The 24,691-nt window shown below is 46.3% G+C and carries 33 protein-coding genes, 2 tRNA genes and 1 pseudogene; 23 read left to right on the top strand and 13 right to left on the bottom strand.

The window, feature by feature from the left end; genetic code table 11:
• Positions 1–118: 118 nt before the first annotated feature.
• The 10 genes from ttcA to kilR all read right to left on the bottom strand — a co-directional run bounded on the left by ttcA (position 119) and on the right by kilR (position 7,383).
• A complete protein-coding gene (gene ttcA / locus ACJHX4_RS14140; RefSeq protein ID WP_001531651.1) occupies positions 119–1,054 on the bottom strand; it encodes a tRNA 2-thiocytidine(32) synthetase TtcA in 936 nt (311 codons plus the stop codon).
• A 51-nt stretch (positions 1,055–1,105) separates the two neighbouring features.
• Complete coding sequence (locus ACJHX4_RS14145; RefSeq protein WP_001531652.1) at positions 1,106–2,341, bottom strand: tyrosine-type recombinase/integrase; 1,236 nt, start codon at positions 2,339–2,341, stop codon at positions 1,106–1,108.
• Position 2,342: 1 nt separating this feature from the next.
• On the bottom strand, positions 2,343–2,558 hold the full coding sequence (gene xisR, locus ACJHX4_RS14150) for an excisionase XisR (protein WP_001531653.1): 216 nt from the start codon (positions 2,556–2,558) through the stop codon (positions 2,343–2,345).
• Between the two features lie 99 nt (positions 2,559–2,657).
• Positions 2,658–2,846 carry a DUF1187 family protein gene (locus tag ACJHX4_RS14155; RefSeq protein ID WP_001302840.1) on the bottom strand — a complete coding sequence of 63 codons (189 nt, stop codon included), beginning with the start codon at positions 2,844–2,846 and terminating at the stop codon, positions 2,658–2,660.
• Positions 2,839–3,033: a type I toxin-antitoxin system endodeoxyribonuclease toxin RalR gene (gene ralR / locus ACJHX4_RS14160; RefSeq protein ID WP_042853000.1), complete on the bottom strand. Its 195-nt coding sequence runs from the start codon at positions 3,031–3,033 to the stop codon at positions 2,839–2,841. Before ralR ends, ACJHX4_RS14155 begins: the two co-directional genes overlap by 8 nt.
• 56 nt (positions 3,034–3,089) lie before the next feature.
• Positions 3,090–3,899, bottom strand: a complete 810-nt coding sequence (gene recT, locus ACJHX4_RS14165) for a recombination protein RecT (protein WP_000166317.1) — start codon at positions 3,897–3,899, stop codon at positions 3,090–3,092.
• Positions 3,892–6,543 carry an exodeoxyribonuclease VIII gene (gene recE / locus ACJHX4_RS14170; RefSeq protein WP_001531655.1) on the bottom strand — a complete coding sequence of 884 codons (2,652 nt, stop codon included), beginning with the start codon at positions 6,541–6,543 and terminating at the stop codon, positions 3,892–3,894. Before recE ends, recT begins: the two co-directional genes overlap by 8 nt.
• Positions 6,544–6,641: 98 nt before the next feature.
• Positions 6,642–6,917 carry a phage protein gene (locus ACJHX4_RS14175; RefSeq protein ID WP_001531656.1) on the bottom strand — a complete coding sequence of 92 codons (276 nt, stop codon included), beginning with the start codon at positions 6,915–6,917 and terminating at the stop codon, positions 6,642–6,644.
• A 74-nt stretch (positions 6,918–6,991) separates the two neighbouring features.
• Positions 6,992–7,162, bottom strand: a complete 171-nt coding sequence (locus ACJHX4_RS14180; protein ID WP_001531657.1) for a YdaE family protein — start codon at positions 7,160–7,162, stop codon at positions 6,992–6,994.
• Positions 7,162–7,383, bottom strand: a complete 222-nt coding sequence (gene kilR, locus ACJHX4_RS14185) for a killing protein KilR (protein WP_000560230.1) — start codon at positions 7,381–7,383, stop codon at positions 7,162–7,164. Before kilR ends, ACJHX4_RS14180 begins: the two co-directional genes overlap by 1 nt.
• Positions 7,384–7,813: 430 nt before the next feature.
• On the opposite strand from kilR, the gene ACJHX4_RS14190 reads away from it, so the two are divergent.
• On the top strand, positions 7,814–8,302 hold the full coding sequence (locus ACJHX4_RS14190) for a superinfection exclusion B family protein (RefSeq protein ID WP_001312793.1): 489 nt from the start codon (positions 7,814–7,816) through the stop codon (positions 8,300–8,302).
• On the opposite strand, the gene ACJHX4_RS14195 is transcribed toward ACJHX4_RS14190, so the two are convergent.
• The 3 genes from ACJHX4_RS14195 to racR form a co-directional block, all read right to left on the bottom strand.
• Positions 8,299–8,421, bottom strand: a complete 123-nt coding sequence (locus ACJHX4_RS14195; protein WP_050558888.1) for a DUF1391 family protein — start codon at positions 8,419–8,421, stop codon at positions 8,299–8,301. The two genes, ACJHX4_RS14190 and ACJHX4_RS14195, sit on opposite strands and share 4 nt — an antisense overlap.
• 45 nt (positions 8,422–8,466) lie before the next feature.
• A complete protein-coding gene (locus tag ACJHX4_RS14200; protein ID WP_001531659.1) occupies positions 8,467–8,601 on the bottom strand; it encodes a phage protein in 135 nt (44 codons plus the stop codon).
• 307 nt (positions 8,602–8,908) lie between these two features.
• On the bottom strand, positions 8,909–9,385 hold the full coding sequence (racR, locus tag ACJHX4_RS14205) for a DNA-binding transcriptional repressor RacR (RefSeq protein WP_001531660.1): 477 nt from the start codon (positions 9,383–9,385) through the stop codon (positions 8,909–8,911).
• A gap of 123 nt (positions 9,386–9,508) precedes the next feature.
• Between racR and ydaS the strand changes: the two are divergent.
• The 22 genes and pseudogenes from ydaS (at position 9,509) to ACJHX4_RS14315 (ending at position 24,689) form a co-directional block, all read left to right on the top strand.
• A pseudogene (gene ydaS / locus ACJHX4_RS14210) lies at positions 9,509–9,795 on the top strand (toxin YdaS).
• Between the two features lie 22 nt (positions 9,796–9,817).
• Entirely contained in the window at positions 9,818–10,240 is a 423-nt protein-coding gene (locus ACJHX4_RS14215; protein WP_000693797.1) for a toxin YdaT family protein, read from the top strand.
• A 12-nt stretch (positions 10,241–10,252) separates the two neighbouring features.
• Complete coding sequence (locus ACJHX4_RS14220; RefSeq protein ID WP_000899754.1) at positions 10,253–11,110, top strand: YdaU family protein; 858 nt, start codon at positions 10,253–10,255, stop codon at positions 11,108–11,110.
• A gap of 6 nt (positions 11,111–11,116) precedes the next feature.
• Complete coding sequence (locus ACJHX4_RS14225; protein ID WP_000788766.1) at positions 11,117–11,863, top strand: ATP-binding protein; 747 nt, start codon at positions 11,117–11,119, stop codon at positions 11,861–11,863.
• 22 nt (positions 11,864–11,885) lie between these two features.
• Positions 11,886–12,647 (top strand): DUF1627 domain-containing protein, encoded by a 762-nt coding sequence (locus tag ACJHX4_RS14230; protein ID WP_000450696.1) that lies wholly within the window; start codon positions 11,886–11,888, stop codon positions 12,645–12,647.
• Between the two features lie 15 nt (positions 12,648–12,662).
• Positions 12,663–13,079, top strand: a complete 417-nt coding sequence (locus ACJHX4_RS14235) for a DUF977 family protein (RefSeq protein WP_001151236.1) — start codon at positions 12,663–12,665, stop codon at positions 13,077–13,079.
• A 184-nt stretch (positions 13,080–13,263) separates the two neighbouring features.
• The gene (locus ACJHX4_RS14240; RefSeq protein WP_021554705.1) at positions 13,264–13,929 is read left to right on the top strand and encodes an epoxyqueuosine reductase QueH; all 666 of its coding nucleotides are present in this window, start codon (positions 13,264–13,266) and stop codon (positions 13,927–13,929) included.
• A gap of 237 nt (positions 13,930–14,166) precedes the next feature.
• Positions 14,167–14,322, top strand: a complete 156-nt coding sequence (gene hokD, locus ACJHX4_RS14245) for a type I toxin-antitoxin system toxin HokD (protein ID WP_000813254.1) — start codon at positions 14,167–14,169, stop codon at positions 14,320–14,322.
• A gap of 466 nt (positions 14,323–14,788) precedes the next feature.
• Positions 14,789–15,388: a DUF1367 family protein gene (locus tag ACJHX4_RS14250; protein WP_000940322.1), complete on the top strand. Its 600-nt coding sequence runs from the start codon at positions 14,789–14,791 to the stop codon at positions 15,386–15,388.
• Positions 15,388–15,678 (top strand): DUF1364 domain-containing protein, encoded by a 291-nt coding sequence (locus ACJHX4_RS14255; RefSeq protein ID WP_000228020.1) that lies wholly within the window; start codon positions 15,388–15,390, stop codon positions 15,676–15,678. The genes ACJHX4_RS14250 and ACJHX4_RS14255 overlap by 1 nt, the downstream gene beginning before the upstream one ends.
• On the top strand, positions 15,675–16,211 hold the full coding sequence (locus tag ACJHX4_RS14260) for a DUF1133 family protein (protein WP_001531661.1): 537 nt from the start codon (positions 15,675–15,677) through the stop codon (positions 16,209–16,211). The genes ACJHX4_RS14255 and ACJHX4_RS14260 overlap by 4 nt, the downstream gene beginning before the upstream one ends.
• 362 nt (positions 16,212–16,573) lie before the next feature.
• Positions 16,574–16,649, top strand: a tRNA-Thr gene (locus tag ACJHX4_RS14265).
• 3 nt (positions 16,650–16,652) lie between these two features.
• A tRNA-Gly gene (locus ACJHX4_RS14270) sits at positions 16,653–16,727 on the top strand.
• Positions 16,728–17,499: 772 nt separating this feature from the next.
• Complete coding sequence (essD, locus tag ACJHX4_RS14275; RefSeq protein WP_000839599.1) at positions 17,500–17,715, top strand: phage lysis protein EssD; 216 nt, start codon at positions 17,500–17,502, stop codon at positions 17,713–17,715.
• Complete coding sequence (gene rrrD, locus ACJHX4_RS14280) at positions 17,715–18,212, top strand: lysozyme RrrD (RefSeq protein WP_001135280.1); 498 nt, start codon at positions 17,715–17,717, stop codon at positions 18,210–18,212. Before essD ends, rrrD begins: the two co-directional genes overlap by 1 nt.
• Before the next feature lie 216 nt (positions 18,213–18,428).
• Positions 18,429–18,614, top strand: coding sequence for an Rz1 family lipoprotein (locus ACJHX4_RS14285; RefSeq protein WP_077520023.1), 186 nt, complete (start codon positions 18,429–18,431; stop codon positions 18,612–18,614).
• Positions 18,615–18,810: 196 nt separating this feature from the next.
• Positions 18,811–20,268 (top strand): Trk system potassium transporter TrkG, encoded by a 1,458-nt coding sequence (gene trkG, locus ACJHX4_RS14290; protein ID WP_024187587.1) that lies wholly within the window; start codon positions 18,811–18,813, stop codon positions 20,266–20,268.
• Between the two features lie 137 nt (positions 20,269–20,405).
• Positions 20,406–21,197, top strand: a complete 792-nt coding sequence (locus tag ACJHX4_RS14295) for a ParB/Srx family N-terminal domain-containing protein (protein WP_001516459.1) — start codon at positions 20,406–20,408, stop codon at positions 21,195–21,197.
• The gene (locus tag ACJHX4_RS14300; protein ID WP_001204031.1) at positions 21,190–22,122 is read left to right on the top strand and encodes a hypothetical protein; all 933 of its coding nucleotides are present in this window, start codon (positions 21,190–21,192) and stop codon (positions 22,120–22,122) included. Before ACJHX4_RS14295 ends, ACJHX4_RS14300 begins: the two co-directional genes overlap by 8 nt.
• A complete protein-coding gene (locus ACJHX4_RS14305) occupies positions 22,100–22,309 on the top strand; it encodes a hypothetical protein (RefSeq protein WP_000126788.1) in 210 nt (69 codons plus the stop codon). The genes ACJHX4_RS14300 and ACJHX4_RS14305 overlap by 23 nt, the downstream gene beginning before the upstream one ends.
• 3 nt (positions 22,310–22,312) lie before the next feature.
• Entirely contained in the window at positions 22,313–23,407 is a 1,095-nt protein-coding gene (locus ACJHX4_RS14310; protein ID WP_000089437.1) for a terminase small subunit, read from the top strand.
• The gene (locus tag ACJHX4_RS14315; RefSeq protein WP_000625349.1) at positions 23,388–24,689 is read left to right on the top strand and encodes a terminase large subunit domain-containing protein; all 1,302 of its coding nucleotides are present in this window, start codon (positions 23,388–23,390) and stop codon (positions 24,687–24,689) included. Before ACJHX4_RS14310 ends, ACJHX4_RS14315 begins: the two co-directional genes overlap by 20 nt.
• The last annotated feature ends 2 nt before the right edge of the window (positions 24,690–24,691 follow it).

Consider the following 24,691-nt stretch of genomic DNA (forward strand, 5'->3'; position numbering starts at 1 on the left):
GAATTGCAGGGTGCAAGAGTAAACATCTTCTTCGGCATTGCCGGATGCGACGCTGGCCGCGTCTTATCGGCTTCCATAAGAGTAGCCCGATACGCTTGCGTATCGGGCGCTATCCTGGTTATTTCACTTCAACCACATTCAGCCGTAACTCATCCAACTGATTTTCATCTTCTTCTGGCTGCCAGCCCGCTGGTTGTAGTGGGATCTCTTCGCGATCAAACGCCAGATCCCCCCCGTTAACCACTTCAGAACCGTGGGTAATGCCTTTGAAATCGAACAGGTTGGTATCGCACAGATGCGACGGCACCACATTCTGCATTGCGCTGAACATCGTCTCGATACGCCCCGGATAACGTTTATCCCAGTCACGCAACATGTCAGCAATTACCTGACGTTGCAGGTTAGGCTGTGAACCGCACAGGTTGCACGGAATAATCGGGAACGCTTTTGCATCGGCAAAGCGCTGAATATCTTTCTCGCGGCAGTAGGCCAGCGGACGAATCACGATATGTTTGCCATCATCGCTCATCAGTTTCGGAGGCATACCTTTCATCTTGCCACCGTAGAACATATTTAAGAACAGCGTTTGCAGGATATCGTCACGATGGTGACCCAGCGCGATCTTCGTCGCCCCCAGTTCCGTTGCGGTGCGATAAAGGATACCGCGACGAAGACGAGAACACAGTGAGCAAGTGGTTTTGCCCTCCGGAATCTTCTCTTTCACGATACCGTAAGTGTTCTCTTCAACAATCTTGTACTCAACGCCCAGCGTTTCAAGATACTCGGGCAGAACGTGTTCCGGGAAGCCCGGTTGCTTTTGATCGAGGTTAACAGCCACCAGCGAAAAATTGATTGGCGCGCTTTGCTGCAAATTGCGCAGAATCTCCAGCATGGTATAGCTGTCTTTACCCCCGGAGAGGCAAACCATGATGCGATCGCCTTCTTCAATCATATTGAAGTCAGCAATGGCTTCGCCCACGTTACGACGCAGACGTTTTTGTAATTTGTTCAGGTTGTATTGTTCTTTCTTCGTATTCTTTTGATTTTCTTGCATTATTTCAGTTCTCTGGTACTAAATGGGGCAAATTGGGGGCAAACTTTGCAACTACGATAACCGCGCATTCAACATAGCTACCTGTTCGTCGTTCATGTCATCAATCCACATACCGTAAATTTCATACACCATTTGCGCAGTTTCATGCCCCATCTGGCTGGCTATAAATGCTGGGTTCGCTCCTGCCGTCAACAGCCAGCAGGCAAAAGTATGTCGCGTATGGTACGGATTACGGCGGCGAATACCAGCACGTTTTACTGCTGCATTCCATCTTGCACCCAAACTGCTTACCGAGTAATAAGGTTTCTGTTTTTCGTTACACACCCTGGGCATGAAAACAAAATGCAGTTTTTGCTTTTCAGTTCTGCCGTACTCCCGATGATAAAAAGTGATTTCGCTTTTGCGATGATTCCCGGTCAGTTTGTATTGCTCCTTCAGTGCTTCAAGAGCCGGCTGCAGTAATGTTACCGTCCGGATCCCGGCATTTGTTTTTGGGGGACCGAACATATCAAGTATCGTCAGGTTTCTTCTGACATTCACAATTCCCTTCTCGAAATCCACATCCTCCCACGCCAGAGCTGCCAGTTCCCCGTGACGAAGCCCGGAGTAAACGGCAAATTTCCACAAGTTTTGGCTCTGTCCTTTTTCACTTTCCATTAATGCATTGAATTCTGTTTTAGATAACGGGTCAGGCTTTATTCTGTTTCGCTGTAATTTTTTTACTCCGTCAAATGGTTTGGTTGATATAAATCCCGACTGATACGCAAAACGTAACAACGAACAGAGCAGGGCGATATAGTTATCAACTGTGCGCACGGTTCTTCCTTTTTTGTTGGATCTTGGATTATCCAGGTAAAGCGTTTCTCCATGCAGCAGTTCATTCCGGTAGTTTAAGATATCGCTATAACGAATATGCGATATCGGGGTACTCTCACAAATTATTATCCTGAGTGTTTTTAATTGTGATTTCGTTTTCTTCATTGTGTTTGTTGTTAACTCTGTCTCTTTAATTTTTGTCCAGATATCACAAAGCTCCCCGAATGTTTTTATGACCCTCGTTGTCACCATTTTTGCCCCAGTGCTGGACTGGGGAAAACGTCTTAAATACTCAAATTCACCGGAACTGATTTCATGAACTATCAACGCTCTTAAATTCCCGGCCTTTTTAATGTTACTGTTAGTAATCTCCCAGCCTTTCAATGTTTCCCGACATCGTTTTCCTCGAAACATGAACCAGATGCGAATGTATTTACCTCGAATCTCAACACCTGTTGGTAATTTAGACATATCATGAGTCTTTGATAAACTGATTTATCTTCGGATAGTTGTACCAGATAATCCCTCGCTTACTGTCTGGCTTCCCTAAAGGAGATACTCGTTTGAAGTGGAAGCCTTCCACCCAACAGTTCTGGCGGTATGCTTCAATTTGTCTGGCACCTAGACCAGTGCGAAGCATCAGGCCGTATTCAACCACCCACTCTTCATTAAAGATTACTTGTGCCATCGCATCACCTCTGGCAGGCGCCAATGTTAGGCTGAAATTGACGCCCGATGTTGATTATTAATAATCAGCTATGAAGTTTTAATTTGAATACAATGCAATTCATGAGGACTGAAGTTTCTCGCAATTAAAATTTATCAGTTTTACTTTCTGCTCTCTGGAAACGCCTGCTTCTTTTTTACCTGAGAGCATTTTTTCGCATTCTGATTTCGTTAGTTTAGATTTTGAATATCTTGTCCAGTTAGTAGGAGTGCCTCCTTCCTTTTCAATAGTGGCGGTAATTTTATACATGAACACCTCCATTATTATTTCCAGTGGTTCGTTTATTCCATCGTTCGAGTGCTTCTTTTTCACTTCCACCATAGCCGGTTCGGGATTCGCATCCGTTACACTTCGCGCGGTAATATCCTGAAATGGCTTTCACCGTTACTGATGGACAACCACAAAACGGACATGGTTTAACATCGTCATATCTCATAATTGTTCTCATAAAAAATATTTCACGTTGGCGGTGCATTACACCGCCTAGCTGAATTATTCCTCTGAATTATCGATTACACTGTATTCCCCGGTTAATACAGAGGAATCTGCCGGATCGATTGTCAGTGGTTCCTTTTCATCCATTGATACCGCGCGCTGGATCTCAATTGATACGGGCAGGTATTTGAACAGGCGACGAATAGCCGTTTTCTTTGCCATTTCTTCCCAGTGAGTTACCCACGGCCCGTTATTACCAGCTTTACTTTGGCTGCGCACCAGCTCAATCTGTTTGCGCGTCATAACTTCAAACTGAGTACCTCCGTCTTTCAGTCTTGCGACAGCATAGACGTGGGTAACTGGGGCATCTTCGTTTTCTCCCGGGCGGTGTATTAACTTTTCATCAAGGCCAAATTCGAAGCTAAACTCGTCACCTTCACGGACAACACGGGCTGACAGGCTGGCGATTTGACCAGAACGGCGAGCCAGATCAATCATGCCGCGATAGCCAATGATTAGCTGAACGTTCTTTTTACCGCTCTTTTCGTTTTTATTACCAAAAGGCAGTAAATATGCGTGGCCAAGGGCGCTACCTGGCTCAAGGCCGAGCTGTGAACACTGTACGATTGCACTGACAAAACTCATAGTGTCACAGTTTCCTAACGCTGGAACTTTACGAATTTCTGTGGTGGCGATACGGATCATACGTTCAGCCGTCATATGGCGTGGAAGAGCTGCTGCCAGTTGCTCTTTCATTGATGGCTGGTTAATAAAACTAATCACGTCGTTATTTTTAACTGCTGCTGGTGCACGGTTTCCCTGAGTTTTTTGCAGATCGGCTTTTGCGATTGGTGGTTGCTTAGTCATTTGCATATTCCTTAGCCCAGCGGGGCAGTGATAACGTCTTAATAGCTGGCCATTCATCGGTATTGAGGCAGTCAGCCAGGGTTCGCAGATTGCGGTGATATTCCAGCTGACCTGCCAGTTTTGCTTCTTCGCCCATCATGAAAATTTCAACCGGATAACGTCCGCATTCAATAGTTGTGCTGGCGACCAGAAAAACGAAAGTTGGCTGCACTCCAAACTGTGCTTCATAACCGTCACTGTAGAATGCATCCTGAACGTGATAGCGGTAGTCGTAATAAGCGGTTTTGAATCGTTGAATATCCGCCGTAGTTTTCACGTCCATGATCCAGTGAAATTCAGGGATAATTTTGTCCGGACGGCACCGACACAAAATTCCTGTTTCAGGATCTTCCCAGTAAATTGATGATTCAGCGTGTCCGGCGCTTTCAACAAGCCATTGCCCCAGCGGCAAAGCCATAACGCTTTGATACATGAGCTCAATTTTCCGGCTTTCTTCCGCAGTGATAACCGTTTTTCCTGTGCTTGCGCATTTCATAAGAAACGCTTTCTCTTCTTCTTTTCCGGCGTTTGTACGGCGGTTAAATTCAGGTGCTACGATAAAGCGGTTACTGAATTCTTCCGGTTCAAGTACCCGGCAGTGGAAAGCGGTTCCTAAATCGAGCGTTTTTGTCTTTGTGGTGTCCACGGGGGCATTTTTACGCCACAAATACAGTGCCGGAGTATCAGCAATGTCATCGAGCTGAGACTTACTGACACCGGGACCCGCGTGGTAATTCTCATTCGAAATTCCGTAATAAATACCTGGCTCTATGTCTTCTACGATTACGGGAGCTGCGACTTCGCCAGTTTCATCACTGCAATCGCGATGCGGATCGCTGCCAGCATTCTCATTGTGCGGATGTTCAGCGCCTTCCATTTCCACCGGATCATTTTCCTTAGCTTCAACCTGATTCTCTTCATCGAATGTTTCCTGGTATGTTGCGTCGCCCATCACCGCACCACAGTCAGGGCAGTTATCCCCGCCAGTCTGACCGCAGGCATTGCAGACTATTTCCGGTTCCTGTTGCACTACTGGCTCAGGTTGTTTCACATCCGGGCTGGTTTTTTCCGTTTCTGGCTGGTTCTGGTACACAGAATCGCGAGTCTGGATCCCCTTAACCCATTTCGGATCGTTCGGGTCGCTAATTCCGTCAACAAATTCACCACGTGATGCAGCAAGCAATTTATCGGCATCGACAGGATTTTTTGATGGAATGTTTTTCCGGGCTTCATGGAGTTCTGCCAGCTTTTTCTGGTATTCCGCTTCAACAGGGTTTACCTGTGACTGAGCATCCAGCGGCTGCGTGTTCTGATGATGTTCAGTTGCATTCGGTTCCACTGTTTCAGCCGTTGCCTGTTCATCTGCCATTGCGCCAGATGGTTGTGGTTTTTCTTCATCGTCCTGTTTTCCTTCTTCTGTCACACGCTGCGGCATCGGGGCAGAGGAGCGACCGCAGGCAATATCCACGATTTCCGGATCAGGGTTGGCATGATCAGTTTCAGTCAGTACTTTGTTCAGATATTCAGTGACGTGCGCGGGGATGACCTCGATCCCAATTGGTGCTTCTTTCACGGACGCAACCACGATGGCGCGGGAATAATCCAGCCCGCCAGGCATGGTGATGAATTTGTCGCGGAAAACAGAAAAGGGCGGTTTATTTTCAGCGATAATTTCCTCAATGCGTTTAGCGTGTGCCGGATGAAGGTTATAGATGTCCACGTCCATTGAACGGGCCAGTACGCCAGTGGCTACATCGCGTGCCAGTGACGTCAGATCGTGGACGAAACCTTCGCCGCGATCGGTGAGGTTCCCGCCGCCAGCATTAGCACCGGAAGCCGTGCGAGTGATGCGTGAAACACGATTCCCTTTCCTCCATTCTTTTGTCAGAAGACCACGATCAATGTGTTCGGTATCCAGCCAGGCTGAAATGAAATTCTTAAATTCATAGGGCTGATGTTTTTTCGTGATAGAGAAAACTGCCTTAATTGCATCAGTCAGGCGGAGCAGGGCGGCATTATCCAGAGTTGTCGGTTCTGCCATACCGCGTATGGCCAACAGCAGATTCTGGACATAGCTGTTTTCCTGATCCATCTCAAGAGCAGTAATGTGTTCGCGTTGTTCACGGGTGGCATGATGCAGGTATTTCCGATCCCCGGCCGCATACGTAAAAATGTGCAGAAGACGCTGAGTGAACCGCAAAGTGGCTACAGAGACTTCGCAATCCTGGCAATCCTCGTGGGCGTCTGCCTGCGTGTTTTCTTCCTGGCCTCCCGCCAGTTCTTTGGTTTCTTGAGCATTATCCTGGTGGTGAACGTCGTCTGGCGCTGCTCCCGGTTTTAGTTCCCATGTCATGGAGTCTTTGCTGAGTTGATAGTGTTCACTCCAGGTAAAATCGATCTCACCTTCAGGGGGAAGGTCATTAACGACAGGAAAATTTGTGGCAACAGCTTTAAAATAGTTGCTCAGTTTTTTACCTGACTTAACGAGCAGATAGTCCAGAGTGGTGCTGGTCGATTCAAAATCGTCGCTTGCCCACAGGACGACGTCAGGTTCACCGGATGATTTTTTCGCTTTCCGTAACAGGAAGAGTGGTTTTGTGCTCATTGTTTTTTAACCTCAACTCAGATTAAAATTACTGCGAGTGATGAATAAATGTCCCAGGTTCTTCACTCAGGCCTGCACGTTGTGCAGGCTTTCTTTTTTCAGATTTCACCTTTTAATTTCATTGCAATCAGAATTGCCAGAAATCCGGCTTTTTTTTCTGCGGGCAGATTCTTTCCGATGTAAACCAGACTCATTTTTGTGACACCTTCATCAAGTGTTTTTACGTTGCCTGATGGGCCGTCGATATCAACCACAGTGAATGGGGTTTCTTTATTTTCTGTTTTAATCACGTAGCCAATACGCTTTCCTTCCAGATTAACCTCGTGAACAATGTCATCGGTAGTTACAACAGTGACTTCATAATTGGTAATCATGTTTTTCTCCTTAATTAAGGTTGAGCGAATCCCTGCCATTGCTGGCATAAATTCAGTTTCGCATAGTCAGTTAATTAAAGTTCGTGTGCCATCTGGTCTTTTTCGGCACAATTTTCACTACAATATTTTTTCATTTCCGTCGTTGGGATAACTCCATGCATGAAATGAAGTGGTCTTTTAATGCTTTTGCTTTCTTTAATTCCTTTATTGCAAAGGTGGTAAGCATATTTTATTTTCTTAGTCATCACCATGACTCCGCCTTTACAGGTAAACCATCACGACCGAGGAAGACTTTAATCATGCAGTCAGTAATGCATGTTTTTGTGGTCAGGTTACGAATATAAAGTTTTCGCTTTTTAATATTGTTTGCCGAGGCAATATATGTCCGGCCGTTATGAAGAACATAATCACCAGGAGTCACACACTGACGTGGTATTTCATCAGTTCCGAAGTGATGAGCAATCATAATTATCTCCATTTTCACAAATGAACTTTGTTGATGCGGTGCCTGGTGCCTCCAGGTGACGTTAACCAGTTAACAATTAACGCCGGATAATCCACCCATAACTCTGATGCTTTTAACTGTTCCGCGTGCGCTTAGCCGCATTCACCGCATCACAAAATTCACTTTAAAAAGGGCGGACATCAGCCGAACTTCAAGAAAAAACTGATGCCGCCAAGGCTACACACAGCAATGTCGTTATTTACAACCGGAGGCGCACTCCCACCATTTAAATTTAACAGACAAGACCGACTCTTTATGGATACCGGAAGTGCGCCTTCGTGTTGTGCCCAGTTTTATTTCACCACCTCCGGGCTTCGGTGGTCTCGGCTATACCCCTACAGCGAGAGCTTGTGTTAACATTTCAATACCCTTACAGTTGAGAGTTATTGATATGTTGGATGTATTTACTCCATTGTTGAAACTTTTTGCTAACGAGCCACTCGAAAGACTTATGTATACGATTATCATTTTTGGTCTCACTCTCTGGCTGATACCGAAAGAGTTTACTGTCGCATTCAATGCTTATACTGAAATACCTTGGCTCTTTCAGATTATCGTTTTTGCCTTTTCTTTCGTGGTCGCCATTTCCTTCTCAAGATTGCGAGCACATATTCAAAAGCATTATTCATTACTACCAGAGCAACGAGTATTGCTTCGTTTATCTGAGAAAGAAATCGCTGTATTTAAAGATTTCCTTAAAACAGGAAATCTTATTATCACTTCTCCTTGCCGTAACCCGGTTATGAAAAAATTAGAACGGAAGGGCATCATTCAACATCAGAGTGATAGCGCAAACTGTTCTTATTATCTCGTCACCGAAAAATACTCCCATTTTATGAAGTTATTCTGGAACAGCAGGAGTAGACGTTTTAATCGTTAGCTTACTGTGTGCTTCTCCAACCATCGGCGCGCACCAGTTTCGGTTTTAAATGTTTTGCTTTTTGTATACGTCATCGCGGTGAACGTACCGTCCTGGTTGGGAAACACGCCACACACCATGGATTCGTTGTTGCCGAGGTCGATTTTTTTGCATTTTGGGAACCCTCACATCTTGTTGTTGCGGATAGAGGCTTCTGCCTGCCAGAGATCCCAGTCGTTGCTGCGTAGAACCTGTACAGCCTGGCTGTAAGTGATGCCGCAACAATCCATCAAATACTGAACTACTTCGTAATGCACCATCTTATCTCTCCCCTTAACGCCGGGTGGCGGAACTAACTGCTGCACTGCAAAATTTGAATCCCGCCGTCATGTTCATACGCCTCGGGCTGGCTACTTAACCCCTTACCACTGCCTGGTAACTCGAAGTATTGCCCTGCGTTCTGTGGGGCGGGGTGGGTGGTATGCTGGAACTATAGGTAATGCCTAATTGATTGTCAATAGGCTATGCCTAATGTTTTGAGCGTAACCTAATAGGTGATGGCGACAGGAGAAAGTGATGGGGGGTTAAATAACGGAATCCAGGAGTTTTCCGTCAGACCATATAAGTTTAAGTTCCAGTTTTTGTGATGTTCTGGCTTTTCCGTTCAGATTCTAGAGCTTTCAGATACTTACCCACTTTCATTTCCATCGCTGCTATGTAGGCGCGAACATCGTGGTCAACCCAATCTGGTTCTGTAGTATTTCCAGATAACAGGAAAGCTACAATCGCTCTTATTTCATCAGAGGCTGCTTGATAAAGGTTGTTTATATCTAAAAGTTCACTTTTTGTATCTGAATTGGTGGGGGTTGGTATGGGGTATTCGTTAAGCCCCCAATGCTCTGGACCAACAACATCAGAAAAGAAACGCCATAATTCTGGAAGTTTATCTTTACTTATGGAGCCTTTCTTAATCCAGTCATAAATTGATGGTGGTTGGACTTTGAAGTGGCGTGCGACCTCCGCCTTTGATTTGACGGATCCCGATGCGATTTTTTTGTTAATGGCCTGCTCTATCGCTCGGCCTAAGTCTTTACCACTAAGCATTGCTTAATATTCTCCTATGCTCATTGCATTAGGCAATCCCTACCCTTATCGCATTAGGCATAGCCTATTGACATTTGTGTTAGGCGTCGCCTAATATTTCTGTGTGTTTTTGGAGTTCATTCGATGAAAAAAGAGAACTATTCATTCAAGCTGTTGTCGGTGGGCAATCAGCAATGGCTAGGCTTTTAGGTGTATCACCTCCAAGCGTAAATCAATGGATCAAAGGGGTACGTCAATTGCCTGCCGAGAGATGTCCAGCAATTGAACGTGCAACAAGAGGTGAGGTTCTGTGCGAAGAGCTTCGTCCTGATATTGACTGGTCATATTTACGACGTTCGGCATGTTGTTCGCAGAATATGTCAGTGAAGCAACTAAATGACAGTAACAAATCCTCATTTGATCATACCTGAAACATCAAGAGGCAAATGATTCATGAAAATCAAGCATGAACACATCGAATCAGTGTTGTTTGCCCTGGCAGCCGAAAAAGGGCAGGCATGGGTAGCCAATGCAATTACTGAAGAATATCTGCGCCAGGGGGGCGGCGAATTGCCCCTGGTACCAGGCAAGGACTGGAATAATCAGCAGAATATCTATCACCGTTGGTTGAAAGGTGAAACGAAAACGCAAAGAGAAAAAATTCAGAAGCTGATCCCAGCAATTCTGGCAATCCTTCCGCGCGAGCTGCGTCACCGACTCTGCATCTTCGATACCCTGGAACGCCGTGCATTACTGGCGGCGCAGGAAGCGTTAAGTACGGCAATTGATGCGCATGATGATGCAGTCCAGGCCGTTTACCGGAAAGCGCATTTCAGCGGCGGCGGGTCTTCCGACGATTCTGTCATTGTTCATTAAGCAAAAGTTTCCATGCTGTTTGTGCTTATTCTAAGCAATCGGGCAGCATCATACGGGGCAATTATGGCCGCATTACCATACATGCAACTGTACATAGCTGATTACCTGGCTGACACCATGCATTTGTCAGCAGAGGAGCATGGTGCGTATTTGTTGCTGATGTTCAATTACTGGCAAACAGGAAAGCCAATACCTAAAAACAGGCTGGCAAAAATTGCCCGTCTGACTAACGAGCGATGGGCTGATGTTGAACCATCCTTGCAGGAGTTTTTTTGCGATAACGGCGAGGAATGGGTGCATCTTCGGATTGAGGAAGATCTGGCATCAGTCAGGGAAAAATTAACCAAAAAATCAGCCGCAGGAAAAGCATCTGTTCAGGCCAGAAGAAGCAGAAAGGAAGCAGATGTTCAAACAAAACAAGAGAGAAATTTAACAGGTGTTCAAACAGATGTTGAAGTGGTGTTTGAACATGATGTCAACACAAAGGCAACTAATAAAGATACAGATAAAGATCTAAAAACAGATCCCCCCCTAAATCCCCCCCGGGGGAATCGAGGTGTCAAAAAGTTTGACCCTCTGGATATTGCTTTGCCGAACTGGATTTCTGTCTCGCTCTGGCGTGAGTGGGTTGAATTTCGCCAGGCATTGCGTAAACCGATTCGAACGGAGCAGGGCGCTAACGGGGCGATACGGGAGCTGGAAAAATTCCGCCAGCAGGGTTTTTCACCTGAGCAGGTGATTCGACACAGCATCGCCAATGAATACCAGGGCTTGTTCGCGCCAAAAGGTGTTCGACCTGAGACGTTACTCCGACAGGTTAACACCGTCTCGTTACCGGATAGTGCGATCCCGCCAGGCTTCAGGGGGTAACTGACCATGAAAAATATTGCGGCAGGAGGCATTCTTGAACGTATCCGCAGACTGGCCCCGCCACATGTAACCGCCCCATTCAAAACGGTAGCGGAGTGGCGCGAGTGGCAACTTTCCGAAGGCCAGAAACGTTGTGAGGAGATCAACCGTCAGAATCGTCAGTTGCGGGTGGAAAAAATTCTGAATCGCTCTGGCATCCAGCCATTGCACCGCAAATGCTCGTTTGCGAATTACCAGGTGCAGAACGACGGTCAGCGATACGCGTTGAACCAGGCGAAATCTATCGCTGATGAACTGATGACCGGGTGTACAAATTTTGCGTTCAGCGGAAAACCTGGTACCGGAAAAAACCATCTGGCGGCGGCTATCGGGAATCGCCTGCTGAAAGATGGCCAGACAGTGATTGTGGTTACCGTGGCTGATGTCATGAGTGCTCTACACGCCAGCTATGACGACGGGCAATCAGGCGAAAAATTTTTGCGGGAACTGTGCCAAGTGGATCTGCTGGTTCTTGATGAAATTGGCATTCAGCGCGAGACAAAAAACGAGCAGGTGGTGCTGCACCAGATTGTTGATCGCCGGACAGCGTCGATGCGCAGCGTGGGGATGCTGACAAACCTGAACTATGAGGCCATGAAAACATTGCTCGGCGAGCGGATTATGGATCGCATGACCATGAACGGCGGGCGATGGGTGAATTTTAACTGGGAGAGCTGGCGTCCGAATGTCGTCCAGCCAGGAATTGCGAAGTGATTTTTACCGGGAGGAAATTTTAATGGAAACCGTTTTTGATGCACTGAAAGCAATGGGAAAAGCCACGTCGGTAGAACTGGCTGCGCGACTTGATATCAGTCGTGAAGAAGTGCTGAACGAGCTGTGGGAGCTTAAAAAGGCTGGCTTCGTTGATAAAAGCGTATACACCTGGCGTGTGGCTGATAACAACGTTCAGCAGGAACAGCCAGAGCAGGCAGAACTGCCGGAAGAAACCACCACGGCAACAGTAGCGAAAATCTCAGAGTGCGATTTAACCGCGACGATTGAACAACGTGGCCCACAAACGGCGGATGAACTGGCTACGTTTTTCGGCACCACATCACGCAAAGTGGCTTCAACGCTGGCAATGGCAATCAGCAAAGGCCGTCTGATTCGCGTTAATCAGAACGGTAAATTTCGTTACTGCATGCCGGGCGATGATTTACCAGCAGAGCCGAAAGCTGCATCGGTAACGGAAACTGATGGTAAAGCCTTTCCTCAGCCAGCAGGTGTTGCGTTACCGGGACAGGAAGCTGCAACACAGGAAGATATTAAAACAGAAACTGTGGCGGACATTGTGCAGTCGTTGCCATCGTTTACCGAAACGCGAGCGGATGACCTCGTTCTGCCATCGCTGCATATGGCAAACCGCGAACTGCGTCGGGCGAAAAATCATGTCCAGAAGTGGGAGCGTGTCTGCGCCGCGCTGCGGGAGCTGAACAAGCACCGGGATATTGTTCGACAGATTACTGATTCTTCTCGCTGTGTTGCATCGGAAAAGTGATTGCCGGAGGCGCTTATGGCAAAAGTATTTACACAAGAAGAGCGGGAAAAAATCAAGGGACAGGTTGTTGAGCTAGTACGCCGGAGTGGGCGCGAGACGTTACGGCAACTGGAAGCCAAGACAGGTGCGACAAGATATCTGATGAGCGTTCTCGCCAGAGAGCTGGTTGCCAGTGGCGATGTATACAACTCTGGCTACGGGTTATTCCCGTCTGAACAGGCTCGTAAGGACTGGCAAAATGCCCGCAAAAAACTATCCAGGGCAAAGGTGAAGAAACCATCTGTGGTTGATCCGGACCTTATCTGGTCATTACCTGACGGAGAAATACGTCGTTATGACAGGCACCAAAACATAATTTGCTGTGAGTGCCGGAAGAGCGAAGTTATGCAGCGCATACTGGCATTTTATCAGAGAAATTTTCGTTATTTATAGACGTTACTCGATTAAAGAGCATTAGTTCAGATGTGAATTGACATTTTCACGGCACAGGATTGAGCTAGCGTGGTTGTCTGCTTTGTGTCAAAAGCAGATATTACCAGATTTAGACATCTATTCCCGATAGCCCTGCTCTGATGCTACACTCTGTGCTATTTTCATGACCCCAATAAAAATATTTATGACTATTGCTGATTTTAAACGGCCTAAATTGGAGCTCCCAAACGGGGCAAACAAACTACTACTGCACTCTTGCTGTGCTCCATGTTCCGGTGAAGTGATGGAGGCGCTTCAGGCCTCGGGAATCGACTATACCATCTTTTTCTACAACCCGAACATTCATCCTCAGAAAGAGTATTTAATTCGTAAGGATGAGAATATTCGCTTTGCTGAACAACACGGCGTGCCATTTATTGATGCTGATTACGACACAGACAACTGGTTTGAACGTGCCAAAGGAATGGAATGGGAGCCCGAGAGGGGGATCCGTTGTACCATGTGTTTTGACATGCGTTTTGAGCGGACAGCGCTGTACGCTGCTGAAAATGGTTTCAGTGTGATCAGCAGTTCACTGGGCATTTCACGCTGGAAAAATATGCAGCAGGTTAACGACTGTGGGCGGCGAGCCGTCGCGCATTATCCGGGCATGGTGTACTGGGATTATAACTGGCGCAAGCAGGGCGGCTCGTCCCGCATGATTGAAATCAGCAAGCGCGAAAAATTCTATCAGCAGGAATATTGTGGCTGTGTGTATTCTCTGCGCGATACCAATCTACACCGCAAATCTCAGGGACGCCCTCTTATCAAAATTGGTCAACTCCACTACGGTAAAGAAGAGAAGGAGTGATTTTATGGAGCACCTTTCTTATTGATTTCATATTGGCGAGGTAGCGGGAGTTAAGTAAAATTGCTGCGGGTGCTTGAGGCTATCTGCCTCAGGCATGAACACCAAAAGGCAGATAGAGAAAAGCCCCAGTTAACATTACGCGTCCTGCAAGACGCTTAACATTAATCTGAGGCTCAATCTATGCTGAACACATGTAGGTTAGCCTCTTACGTGCCGAAAGGCAAGGAGAAGCAGGCTATGAAGCAGCAAAAGGCGATGTTAATCGCCCTGATCGTCATCTGTTTAACCGTCATAGTGACGGCACTGGTAACGAGGAAAGACCTCTGCGAGGTACGAATCCGAACCGGGCAGACGGAGGTCGCTGTCTTCACAGCTTACGAACCTGAGGAGTAAGAGACCGGGCGAGGGAGAAATCCCTCGCCACCTCTGATGTATTATGCATCCTCAACGCACCCACACTTAACCAGTTTTGGCGAGTTTATTTTATCTGTAAATATTTTTATAAAAATAATGCCCACGCACAGCATAAAACAAAAAGTATTACAGATAAAAAAGGAGCGTAATGTGCAGATTTGTTGTTTTCCATATTTACTCACCTTAATATGATTGATCTTGATAGGATTGTTATTTCAGTGGTTTTCAAATGAGATATTATGGTGATCTGGTAGATTTTCATAACATTAAAATTTAATTTGTTTAACCGCTTTTAATAATAAGCGTTGTTTTTATCCCGGCAATCTGTTGTTTGGTTTTTATTCCATTAAGGTGGGGACTTTACACTGGAGCCAGTTTATTTATACTTCATACGTCAGCCTGAACAACTGGCATCTGCTGCACTGCGCCATCGAGAGATTGAGAAATGGCGCATATACAACTGGTCAAACAAACTTCTTCTGGTTTACTTCTCCCGGCGACGCCGGAGAGTTGCGATTTTCTGCATCAAATCAAAATAGGTGAGTGGATACACGCAGACTTTAAGCGTGTGCGTAACTACGCATTCCACAAGCGTTTTTTCAAACTCCTGCAACTGGGATTCGATTACTGGACTCCGGTCGGTGGGGCGATCACACCTCGCGAACGAGAAATGGTGTTCGGCTTCGTTGATTACCTGTGTGAATCAGTAGGCAGGGAACATACGCCAGCTCTGAGTGATGCCGCGGAACAATATCTGAATACCGTTGCGACACGCAGAACCCGGGATATGGCATTGCTCAAATCATTTGACGCTTTCCGCGAGTGGGTAACCATTCAGGCCGGATTTTACACCGAGCATTTTTATCCTGATGGTAGTCGTGGGCGTCGGGCGAAATCCATCGCGTTTGCGAATATGGACGAAACCGAGTTTCAGCAGGTTTATAAATCTGTACTGAATGTGCTGTGGAACTGGATTCTGTTCCGTAAATTTTCCTCTCCGGAACAAGTCGAAAATGTGGCCGCGCAGCTACTGGAGTTTGCGTAATGGTGGATTTACGTAAAGCGGCGCGGGGCCAGATGTGCCAGGTCAGAATCCCTGGCTACTGCAATCACAATCCCGAAACGTCTGTGCTGGCGCATTACCGACTGGCGGGAACGTGCGGAACAGCGATAAAGCCACACGATATGCAGGCAGCGATTGCCTGTAGCTCGTGCCACGATTTAATCGACGGGCGGGTAAAAACCAGCGATTACACCAAAGAAGAATTACGCCTGATGCATGCAGAAGGTGTTTTTCGCACGCAAGAAATCTGGAGAAAGGAAGGTTATTTATGATTTACCCAACAAATACAGGCAAAAGCGGGGAACACCTTCGTCTCACCACGCTGGAAAGTGTCTGGATTCAGGGAAAACTGCGCATGTGGGGGCGCTGGTCGTATATTGGCGGCGGTAAGACGGGGAATATGTTTAACCAGTTGCTGGCGTCAAAAAAATTGACGAAAACAGCCATCAATGAAGCCCTGCGCAGAATGAAAAAAGCGGGAATAGAGAAAGCTGAGCTGGAAGCGTTTTTGCGAGAGATGATCAACGGCAAGCAAAAGAGCTGGCTGGCGCATTGTACTGATGCAGAGGCACTAAAAATTGATAGTGTTATAGGTGAAGTTCTGGCGGATCATCCAGGACTACTAAATGTCCTGAGTCAGCGTTATGTGGGGCGAGGGATGAGTAAGAGAAGGATGGCCGAGTTATTAAACGAACAGTACCCAGAGTGGGCGTTGATTACATGCCGACGTCGTGTTGATCAGTGGTTGCGTGTTGTTGAGTTCATTTTGTATTCACCTATGAGAGAAGCGTTCGATTATGCTTAAAAAATCATTGCAAAATGAGCCACAAACTGCTTCAATTTCGGTACGCTTCGCATAGCTGTATCGCGAGGCAAATTAAGCGCATGAACTTTAATACAACCCGCCATTGAGCGGGTTTTGTTGTTTCTGTGGCGTGATATCAGAAACGACATTTAATAATCGCCTTCAAAATAAATTTGTTTATACATTGTCATGTATATTTTAAGTGAAAGTGAATTATTCACATAAAATAAAAACATATAAATAAATTTACATAACTTGACGCAAAGTGTTGTTGCGATTGGAATATTAAATCGTATCATCGAAAACGGTTCTGAGGGGGAACTCTTCTTTGCTCGGTGATATCGCTCCCCTGAAGAACCAATGCCGACTTAGCTCAGTAGGTAGAGCAACTGACTTGTAATCAGTAGGTCACCAGTTCGATTCCGGTAGTCGGCACCATATGCGGGTATCGTATAATGGCTATTACCTCAGCCTTCCAAGCTGATGATGCGGGTTCGATTCCCGCTACCCGCTCCAGCATTTGAAACAAGCCTTATTGTATTGCGGCACTGGCGTATTTTTTTATTACGTGGGAGCAGGTTGTTTTGAAAAAGCATTCTGTTCTCTGGCTATGATTTGAGGCCGGGTGTAGCCTCAGTGCTGATTTTTTACGGCAGCAGAATGGTGCATTATCGGTGGAGATTTTGTATTTCCTGGCAGGGTCGGTGATGCATCATTCTGGTGTTGTAAAAGCACCGCAGAGGCGTTCCTCAGGGCGAGGGTGGTTTAAAGAGTCGGTTTAGCGGGAAACCACAGTATCCATACGGCACGGAATACTTCGGGAGGCACCCGACGCCTCGGTTTTATAACAATTAAATAATTCATCCCTTAATTGACCAACCGCCGTATCAGGCGGTTTTTTTTATTCTTAATTCGAAAAAAGAAAACACGGACACTGATAATGTCCGTACGGCAATGCCATGTAAGTCAGTGATGAATATGGCGCAAAAAAAGCGCGGCTGTCGGATTAACGCCGCGGGACAAAGTCCGTGAAGAAGAATAAGTATCGGTCTCCTTCCGGAGACGAGTTGATATTACTAAGCTTTAAAAATGGTTTAAATCCTCAGATTAACCTTAATTTCAGATAAGGTTTATTTCATTTTCTCCGCGTCACATCCGACGCACATCACATCAGATAACACCACACAAAAGGCATCTGCGGGTGTCTTTGACGGGGTGTTTTTTACGGGCCGCTGGTGGCCATTTTTTGTTTCCATTACACAGCGCCCGCATCTGCGAGGTGGGGGTTATGAAATCCATGGATAAGTTAACAACGGGTGTCGCCTATGGCACCTCCGCAGGCAGTGCTGGCTACTGGTTTTTACAGTTGCTCGATAGAGTAACTCCGTCACAGTGGGCTGCAATCGGTGTGCTGGGTAGCTTGGTATTTGGCCTGCTGACGTACCTGACAAACCTTTATTTCAAGATTAAAGAAGATAAGCGCAAGGCTGCGAGAGGTGAATAATGCCTCCATCATTACGAAAAGCCGTTGCTGCTGCTATTGGTGGCGGAGCAATTGCTATAGCATCAGTGTTAATCACTGGCCCAAGTGGTAACGATGGTCTGGAAGGTGTCAGCTACATACCATACAAAGATATTGTTGGTGTATGGACTGTATGTCACGGGCATACAGGAAAAGACATCATGCTCGGTAAAACGTATACCAAAGCAGAATGCAAAGCCCTCCTGAATAAAGACCTTGCCACGGTCGCCAGACAAATTAACCCGTACATAAAAGTTGATATACCGGAAACAACGCGCGGCGCTCTTTACTCGTTCGTTTACAACGTGGGCGCTGGCAATTTCAGAACATCGACGCTTCTTCGCAAAATAAACCAGGGCGATATCAAAGGCGCATGTGATCAGCTACGTCGCTGGACATATGCTGGCGGTAAGCAATGGAAAGGTCTCATGACTCGTCGTGAGATTGAGCGTGAAATCTGTTTGTGGGGTCAGCAATGAACAGAGTAACCGCGATTATCTCCGCTCTGGTTATCTGCATCATCGTCTGCCTGTCATGGGCTGTTAATCATTACCGTGATAATGCCATTACCTACAAAGCGCAACGCGATAATGTGAAGGAAAAACTCAACCAGGCGACCGCAATCATTACTGACATGCAGATACGCCAGCGTGATGTTGCTGCACTCGATGCAAAATACCTGAAGGAGTTAGCTGATGCGAAAGCTGAAAATGATGCTCTGCGTGATGATGTTGCCGCTGGTCGTCGTCGGTTGCACATCAGAGCAGTCTGTCCGTCCGTGCGTGAAGCCACCATCGCCTCCAGCGTGGATAATGCAGCCTCCCCCAGACTGGCAGACACCGCTGAACGGGATTATTTCACCCTCCGGGAACGACTGGTAATGATGCAGGCCCAACTTGAAGGTGCTCAGCAATACATAACCGAACAGTGTTTAAAGTAAAATCTTAACTACAATATGATTCATTTTGATGATTGTTTCATAAGGAACAGTGAAGTAAGATCTAAGATGAGTTAAATTTTATACAGTATAATCATAATGTTGCAGCAAGGTGGTTATAATTGAAAGAATATTTAGATATGAATACATCTCATATAAGAGTTGTTACTCATATGTGTGGGTTCCTGGTTTGGCTCTATAGTCTTTCAATGTTGCCACCAATGGTTGTAGCATTGTTTTATAAAGAAAAAAGCCTGTTCGTTTTCTTTATAACTTTTGTTATATTTTTTTGCATTGGTGGCGGAGCGTGGTATACAACTAAGAAATCTGGTATTCAATTACGTACTCGTGATGGGTTTATTATAATTGTAATGTTTTGGATTTTGTTTTCTGTTATTAGTGCATTCCCTTTATGGATTGACTCAGAACTTAATTTAACGTTTATTGATGCTCTATTTGAAGGGGTTTCTGGAATAACAACAACAGGAGCAACTGTAATTGATGATGTTAGTTCATTACCTCGGGCATATTTGTACTATCGGTCACAGTTAAATTTTATAGGTGGTTTAGGAGTTATTGTTCTGGCGGTTGCTGTATTGCCATTATTGGGTATTGGTGGTGCAAAGCTTTATCAGTCAGAAATGCCAGGGCCATTTAAGGATGACAAACTTACTCCCCGCCTGGCCGATACGTCACGGACACTTTGGATAACTTATTCTTTATTAGGTATTGCTTGTATTGTCTGTTATAGACTTGCAGGAATGCCTTTGTTTGATGCTATTTGTCACGGGATATCCACAGTTTCGCTTGGTGGTTTCTCAACTCATAGCGAGAGTATCGGATATTTTAATAACTATTTGGTTGAGCTGGTGGCTGGTTCTTTTTCCCTGCTATCGGCTTTCAACTTCACCCTTTGGTATATTGTTATTAGCAGGAAAACGTTAAAACCTTTAATCAGAGATATTGAACTTCGTTTCTTTCTGTTAATAGCCTTAGGGGTGATCATTGTTACCTCTTTCCAGGTCTGGCATATAGGTATGTATGACTTGCCTGGAAGTTTTATTCATTCGTTTTTTCTTGCCAGCTCCATGCTCACTGATAATGGTTTAGCTACGCAGGATTATGCAAACTGGCCCACGCACACGATAGTGTTTTTGCTGTTGTCAAGTTTCTTTGGGGGATGTATAGGTTCAACTTGTGGTGGAATTAAGTCACTTCGATTTCTTATACTTTTCAAACAAAGCAAACACGAGATAAACCAGCTTTCTCATCCCAGAGCGTTGTTGAGTGTAAATGTAGGAGGGAAGATAGTTACAGATCGTGTAATGAGGTCTGTATGGAGTTTCTTTTTTCTTTATACTCTCTTCACGGTGTTTTTTATACTGGTGTTAAATGGTATGGGATATGATTTTCTTACATCATTTGCAACAGTGGCTGCATGTATTAATAATATGGGATTAGGTTTTGGGGCTACTGCATCGTCATTCGGAGTGCTTAATGACATTGCAAAATATTTAATGTGCATAGCTATGATTCTTGGTCGCCTTGAAATTTATCCTGTTATTATATTGTTTTCAGGTTTTTTTTGGCGCTCCTAATATATGGCTGATTTATAATTGTGAGTTTAATATTATAGTGACTCACTCATTGATCCAATACCTAACTTTACCAGCAACACCTCCGCCCCCAGTAGCACTGGCTGCTGGGGTGCGTTTTATTCATAAAGCAAGGCTGTATGAGCGAGAAATTGAAGATCGTCTATCGCCCTTTACAAGAACTGTCTCCGTATGCACACAACGCCAGGACACACAGCCCTGAGCAGGTGGCACAACTGGTAGAAAGCATTAAGCAATTCGGCTGGACTAATCCGGTGCTGATTGATGAAAAGGGCGAAATTATTGCTGGTCACGGTCGCGTTATGGCGGCTGAAGTGCTCAAAATGGATTCCATTCCGGTCATCGTTCTGTCTGGTTTGATGGATGATCAGAAAAAGGCGTACCGCCTGGCAGATAATCGCCTGCCGATGAATGCTGGCTGGGATGAAGATCTGTTACGGATGGAGCTGTCGGACCTAATCAATGCTGATTTTGATGTCTCCCTGACAGGCTTCAGCCCGACAGAAATTGATGAACTGTTGACGGATGTTTTGCCCGGTACAGAAAATGAGGAGGAGCCGTATACGACGAAAATTGATACGCCTGTTTATGAGCCGTCGGGCGGTAAACCGGATATCAGTGAACTGTACGACGATACGAAAACTCAGGAGCTGATCAGCCGGATACGTTCGGCGTCTCTTGAGCCTGATATTGAGAAATTCCTCCTGTGTGCGGCAGAACGTCACACGGTGTTTAATTTCAGCAGAATTGCGGACTATTACGCTCACGCCCCCGCTGAAATTCAGTGTTTTTTCGAGGAGTCGGCGCTGGTGATCATTGATTATCAGCAGGCTATTGAAAATGGATTTGTCCGGATGACGCAGCGCATGGTGGAGATCATGCATGGTGGTGAGGAGGAGGAATATGCGTGATGATTTTTGCGCCTTTATTCTGACTCACGGGCGACCGGACAAAGTTCTGACTTACCGGACGTTGCGTCGTGCTGGCTATACCGGGAAAATTTTTATCGTTGTTGATGATGAAGATAAGACACGGCATCAGTACATGGCTGAATTTGGTGAACAGGTGCTGGTGTTTTCCAAAGCCGATATCGCCAGTCGTTTTGACGAAGCCGATAATTTCGGTGACCGCCGCTCAATTTTTTACGCCCGTAATGCCTGTTTCGACCTGGCAAAACTGGTCGGGTGTAAATACTTCATTCAGCTCGATGATGATTATCACGAGTTCCAGTTTCGGGTGGATCGCAACTATGACCAGGCCTATTTTCCGATAAGGAAACTGGATGCGATCCTTTCTGAAATGCTGGCGTACTACGAATCAATACCTGCTCTTTCCATCGCTATGTCGCAGGGCGGGGATTTTCTTGGTGACAATGGCGGCCATGCTTCGTGGGTGAAACGCAAGGCAATGAACAGCTTTATCTGTTCGGTTGATCGACCGTTCTCATTCATGGGGCGCATTAACGAGGATGTGAATACGTACACGAATCTCGGTCGCTGTGGTGAATTGTTTATGACGATCGGTGCTGTCCAGTTAGGGCAGAAACAGACGCAGAAAAACAGCGGCGGAATGACCGAGCTGTATCTGGATTCCGGAACCTACGTTAAAAGTTTTTACTCCGTCATGTATGCGCCGTCGTGCGTAAAAATCTCACTGATGGGTGCCAGCCATAAACGCATTCACCATCAGGTCACCTGGAACAACGCTGCAGTAAAAATCCTTCACGAAAAATACAGGAAGAAGACACCCTGCATATCAATAGGGGTGACAAATGATTCCGTATTCGAAAGTCGAGTCTCTGGCAGCGTGCCGGATGACTGCACAACAAATCGCTGACGTTCTGGATGTTGATCTGAACCGACTGAAAGAAAATCGGGAAGCAATGACAGATTTTTATGCGGCCATCCGTAAGGGCAGAGCGAAAGGTGAAGCCGAGTTACGAGCGGCATTGTTTAAGCTTGCCAGAAAAGGGGATGCCTTTGCTCTGCGCGAACTACTCAGGGTGGATAAAAATCAGGACTAACTGATGAGCAGACCGGACTGGGGGGCGTTGCAGCAGGAGTATATTGCTGAATACACCCGCTCCGGTATATCTCCGGTGGCATGGTGTGAAGCAAGGGGACTGAATTACGCAACAGCCCGTCGTTACATCAAAAAACCTCCGAAAAATGCGCAGACAGAAATGCGCAAAACTGCGCAAAAAAGTGCGCAGAAAAAATCTGCGCAGACTGCACAAAAGCGGAACGAAAAATCTCAGGAAAAAAAGCCAGTATTCGATGCGGGCCTGAATGAGGGCGACGCGGAGGAATTTTCGTTCTGTCCCGATGAATTCGGCATTTCTGACCAGCAGGCTAAGTTTGCGATGCTTGTTGCTCAGGGGAAAAAGCCGACAGAGGCGTACCGACTAGCCGGTTATGAGGGGCAAGGTGCGACAGCTAACAGCAACGCCAGTCGTATGCTTAGAAATGCCAGGGTTTTTCGCGCTATCAGCTACTTCCGCAATCAGTACCAGAAACGCTATACCGCAGACCTGGATTTACTGGTGAGTCAGTTGATGGCCATTGTCCTGGCCGACCCCAATCAGCTTGCACAATTTCGCCGTGTTAACTGCCGTTATTGCTGGGGCGAGAATCATCTCTACCAGTGGCGCGATATAGCAGAATTCGACAAGGCAGCGGCGCAGGCTTCCAGAGATGGCAAACCCGAACCGGAATATGGAGGCCTCGGCTTTGTTGATAACGCCATACCCAATCCGGACTGCCCGAAGTGCTGCGGTGAGGGAACGGGACAGCTTTATATGGCTGATACCACTCTGCTTGATGGGGATGCGCGGCAATTATATGCAGGGGCAAAACTCGGAAAATTCGGCGTTGAGATCCTGCTGGAGGATAAGGCTGCCGCCCGGCGTGAATTGTTGCGTTTGCTTTCTGCTGGCGGGGCTTTATGTGCAGATAAGCGGCTACAGGAACTGGAAATTGAACGACGCAGAATGGAAAACCAGAAGCTGCGCAAAGAGATCGAAACGGTGGAAGATAATGAACATCCCCAGCCTGTGGCGATCAATATTAATGTGGTTGATGCCAGAGTAAGGAGTGATGAAGATGATCTCTCCGACGCTTAATGTGCCTCAGGCGCGATTTCTTTCAATGCCCCATAAATTTAAAGCCTATATTGCTGGTTTTGGCTCGGGCAAAACATGGGTTGGGTGTGGCGGCATATGCAAGGGGATTTGGGAGCATCCAGGTATAAATCAGGGATATTTTGCGCCAACGTATCCCCAAATTCGCGATATTTTTTACCCTACAGTGGAAGAAGTTGCTGCTGACTGGGGATTGAACGTAAAAATTAATGAGGGAAATAAAGAGGTTCACTTTTATTACGGACGCCAGTATCGGGGAACCACTATCTGCAGATCGATGGAGAAGCCACAAACGATCGTCGGTTTCAAAATTGGTAATGCGCTGGTGGATGAACTGGACATTTTGCCGAAGGAAAAAGCCAGAACGGCGTGGCGCAAGATAATTGCGCGTATGCGTTATAAGATTGATGGACTTCGCAACGGTATTGACGTTACAACCACGCCGGAAGGATTCAAATTTGTCTACGAGCAGTTTGTTAAAGCCGTGCGTGAAAAAACAGAGCTGGCCTCACTGTATGGTCTGGTGCAGGCATCTACTTTCGATAATGAAAAGAACCTGCCAGCAGATTACATTCCTTCGCTTCTTGAATCATACCCTCCAGAGCTGATTAAAGCCTATCTTCGAGGACAGTTTACTAACCTGACAAGTGGTACTGTTTACCATCAGTTTGACCGGAAACTGAATAATTGCGAAGAAGTGGAGCAGCCAGGGGAGCCGATTTATATTGGGATGGATTTTAACGTTGGAAAGATGGCGGGGATCGTCCATGTGCTGCGTTTGGGGCTTCCATGTGCGGTAACTGAAATCATCAATGCCTACGATACGCCGGATATGATCCGCATCATTAAAGAACGCTTCTGGCTGTATGACGGGAATGATTACCGGAAAGTGAGGGAGATTTATATTTATCCAGATGCTTCCGGAGATTCCAGAAAATCAAGTAACGCAAGTACGACGGATATAGCCCAGCTTAAGCAGGCTGGTTTTAACGTTGTGGTGAACAGCTCGAACCCGCCAGTAAAAGATCGCGTTAACTCAATGAATGCAATGTTCTGCAATGCCAATGGTGAGCGTCGCTATAAAGTTAATGTGAAGCGTTGTCCGGTATATGCCGAATCTCTGGAGCAACAGGTCTGGGATGATAAGGGGGAGCCTGATAAAAAATCTGGCAATGATCACCCGAATGATGCCGGAGGTTATTTCATCGTTAAGCAATTCCCTATTGTCAAACCGACCGGAAGAGTCACATCACTTCGGATTTAATT

This window comes from Escherichia sp. WS2035, assembly GCF_046487065.1.
GTDB lineage: Bacteria > Pseudomonadota > Gammaproteobacteria > Enterobacterales > Enterobacteriaceae > Escherichia > Escherichia coli.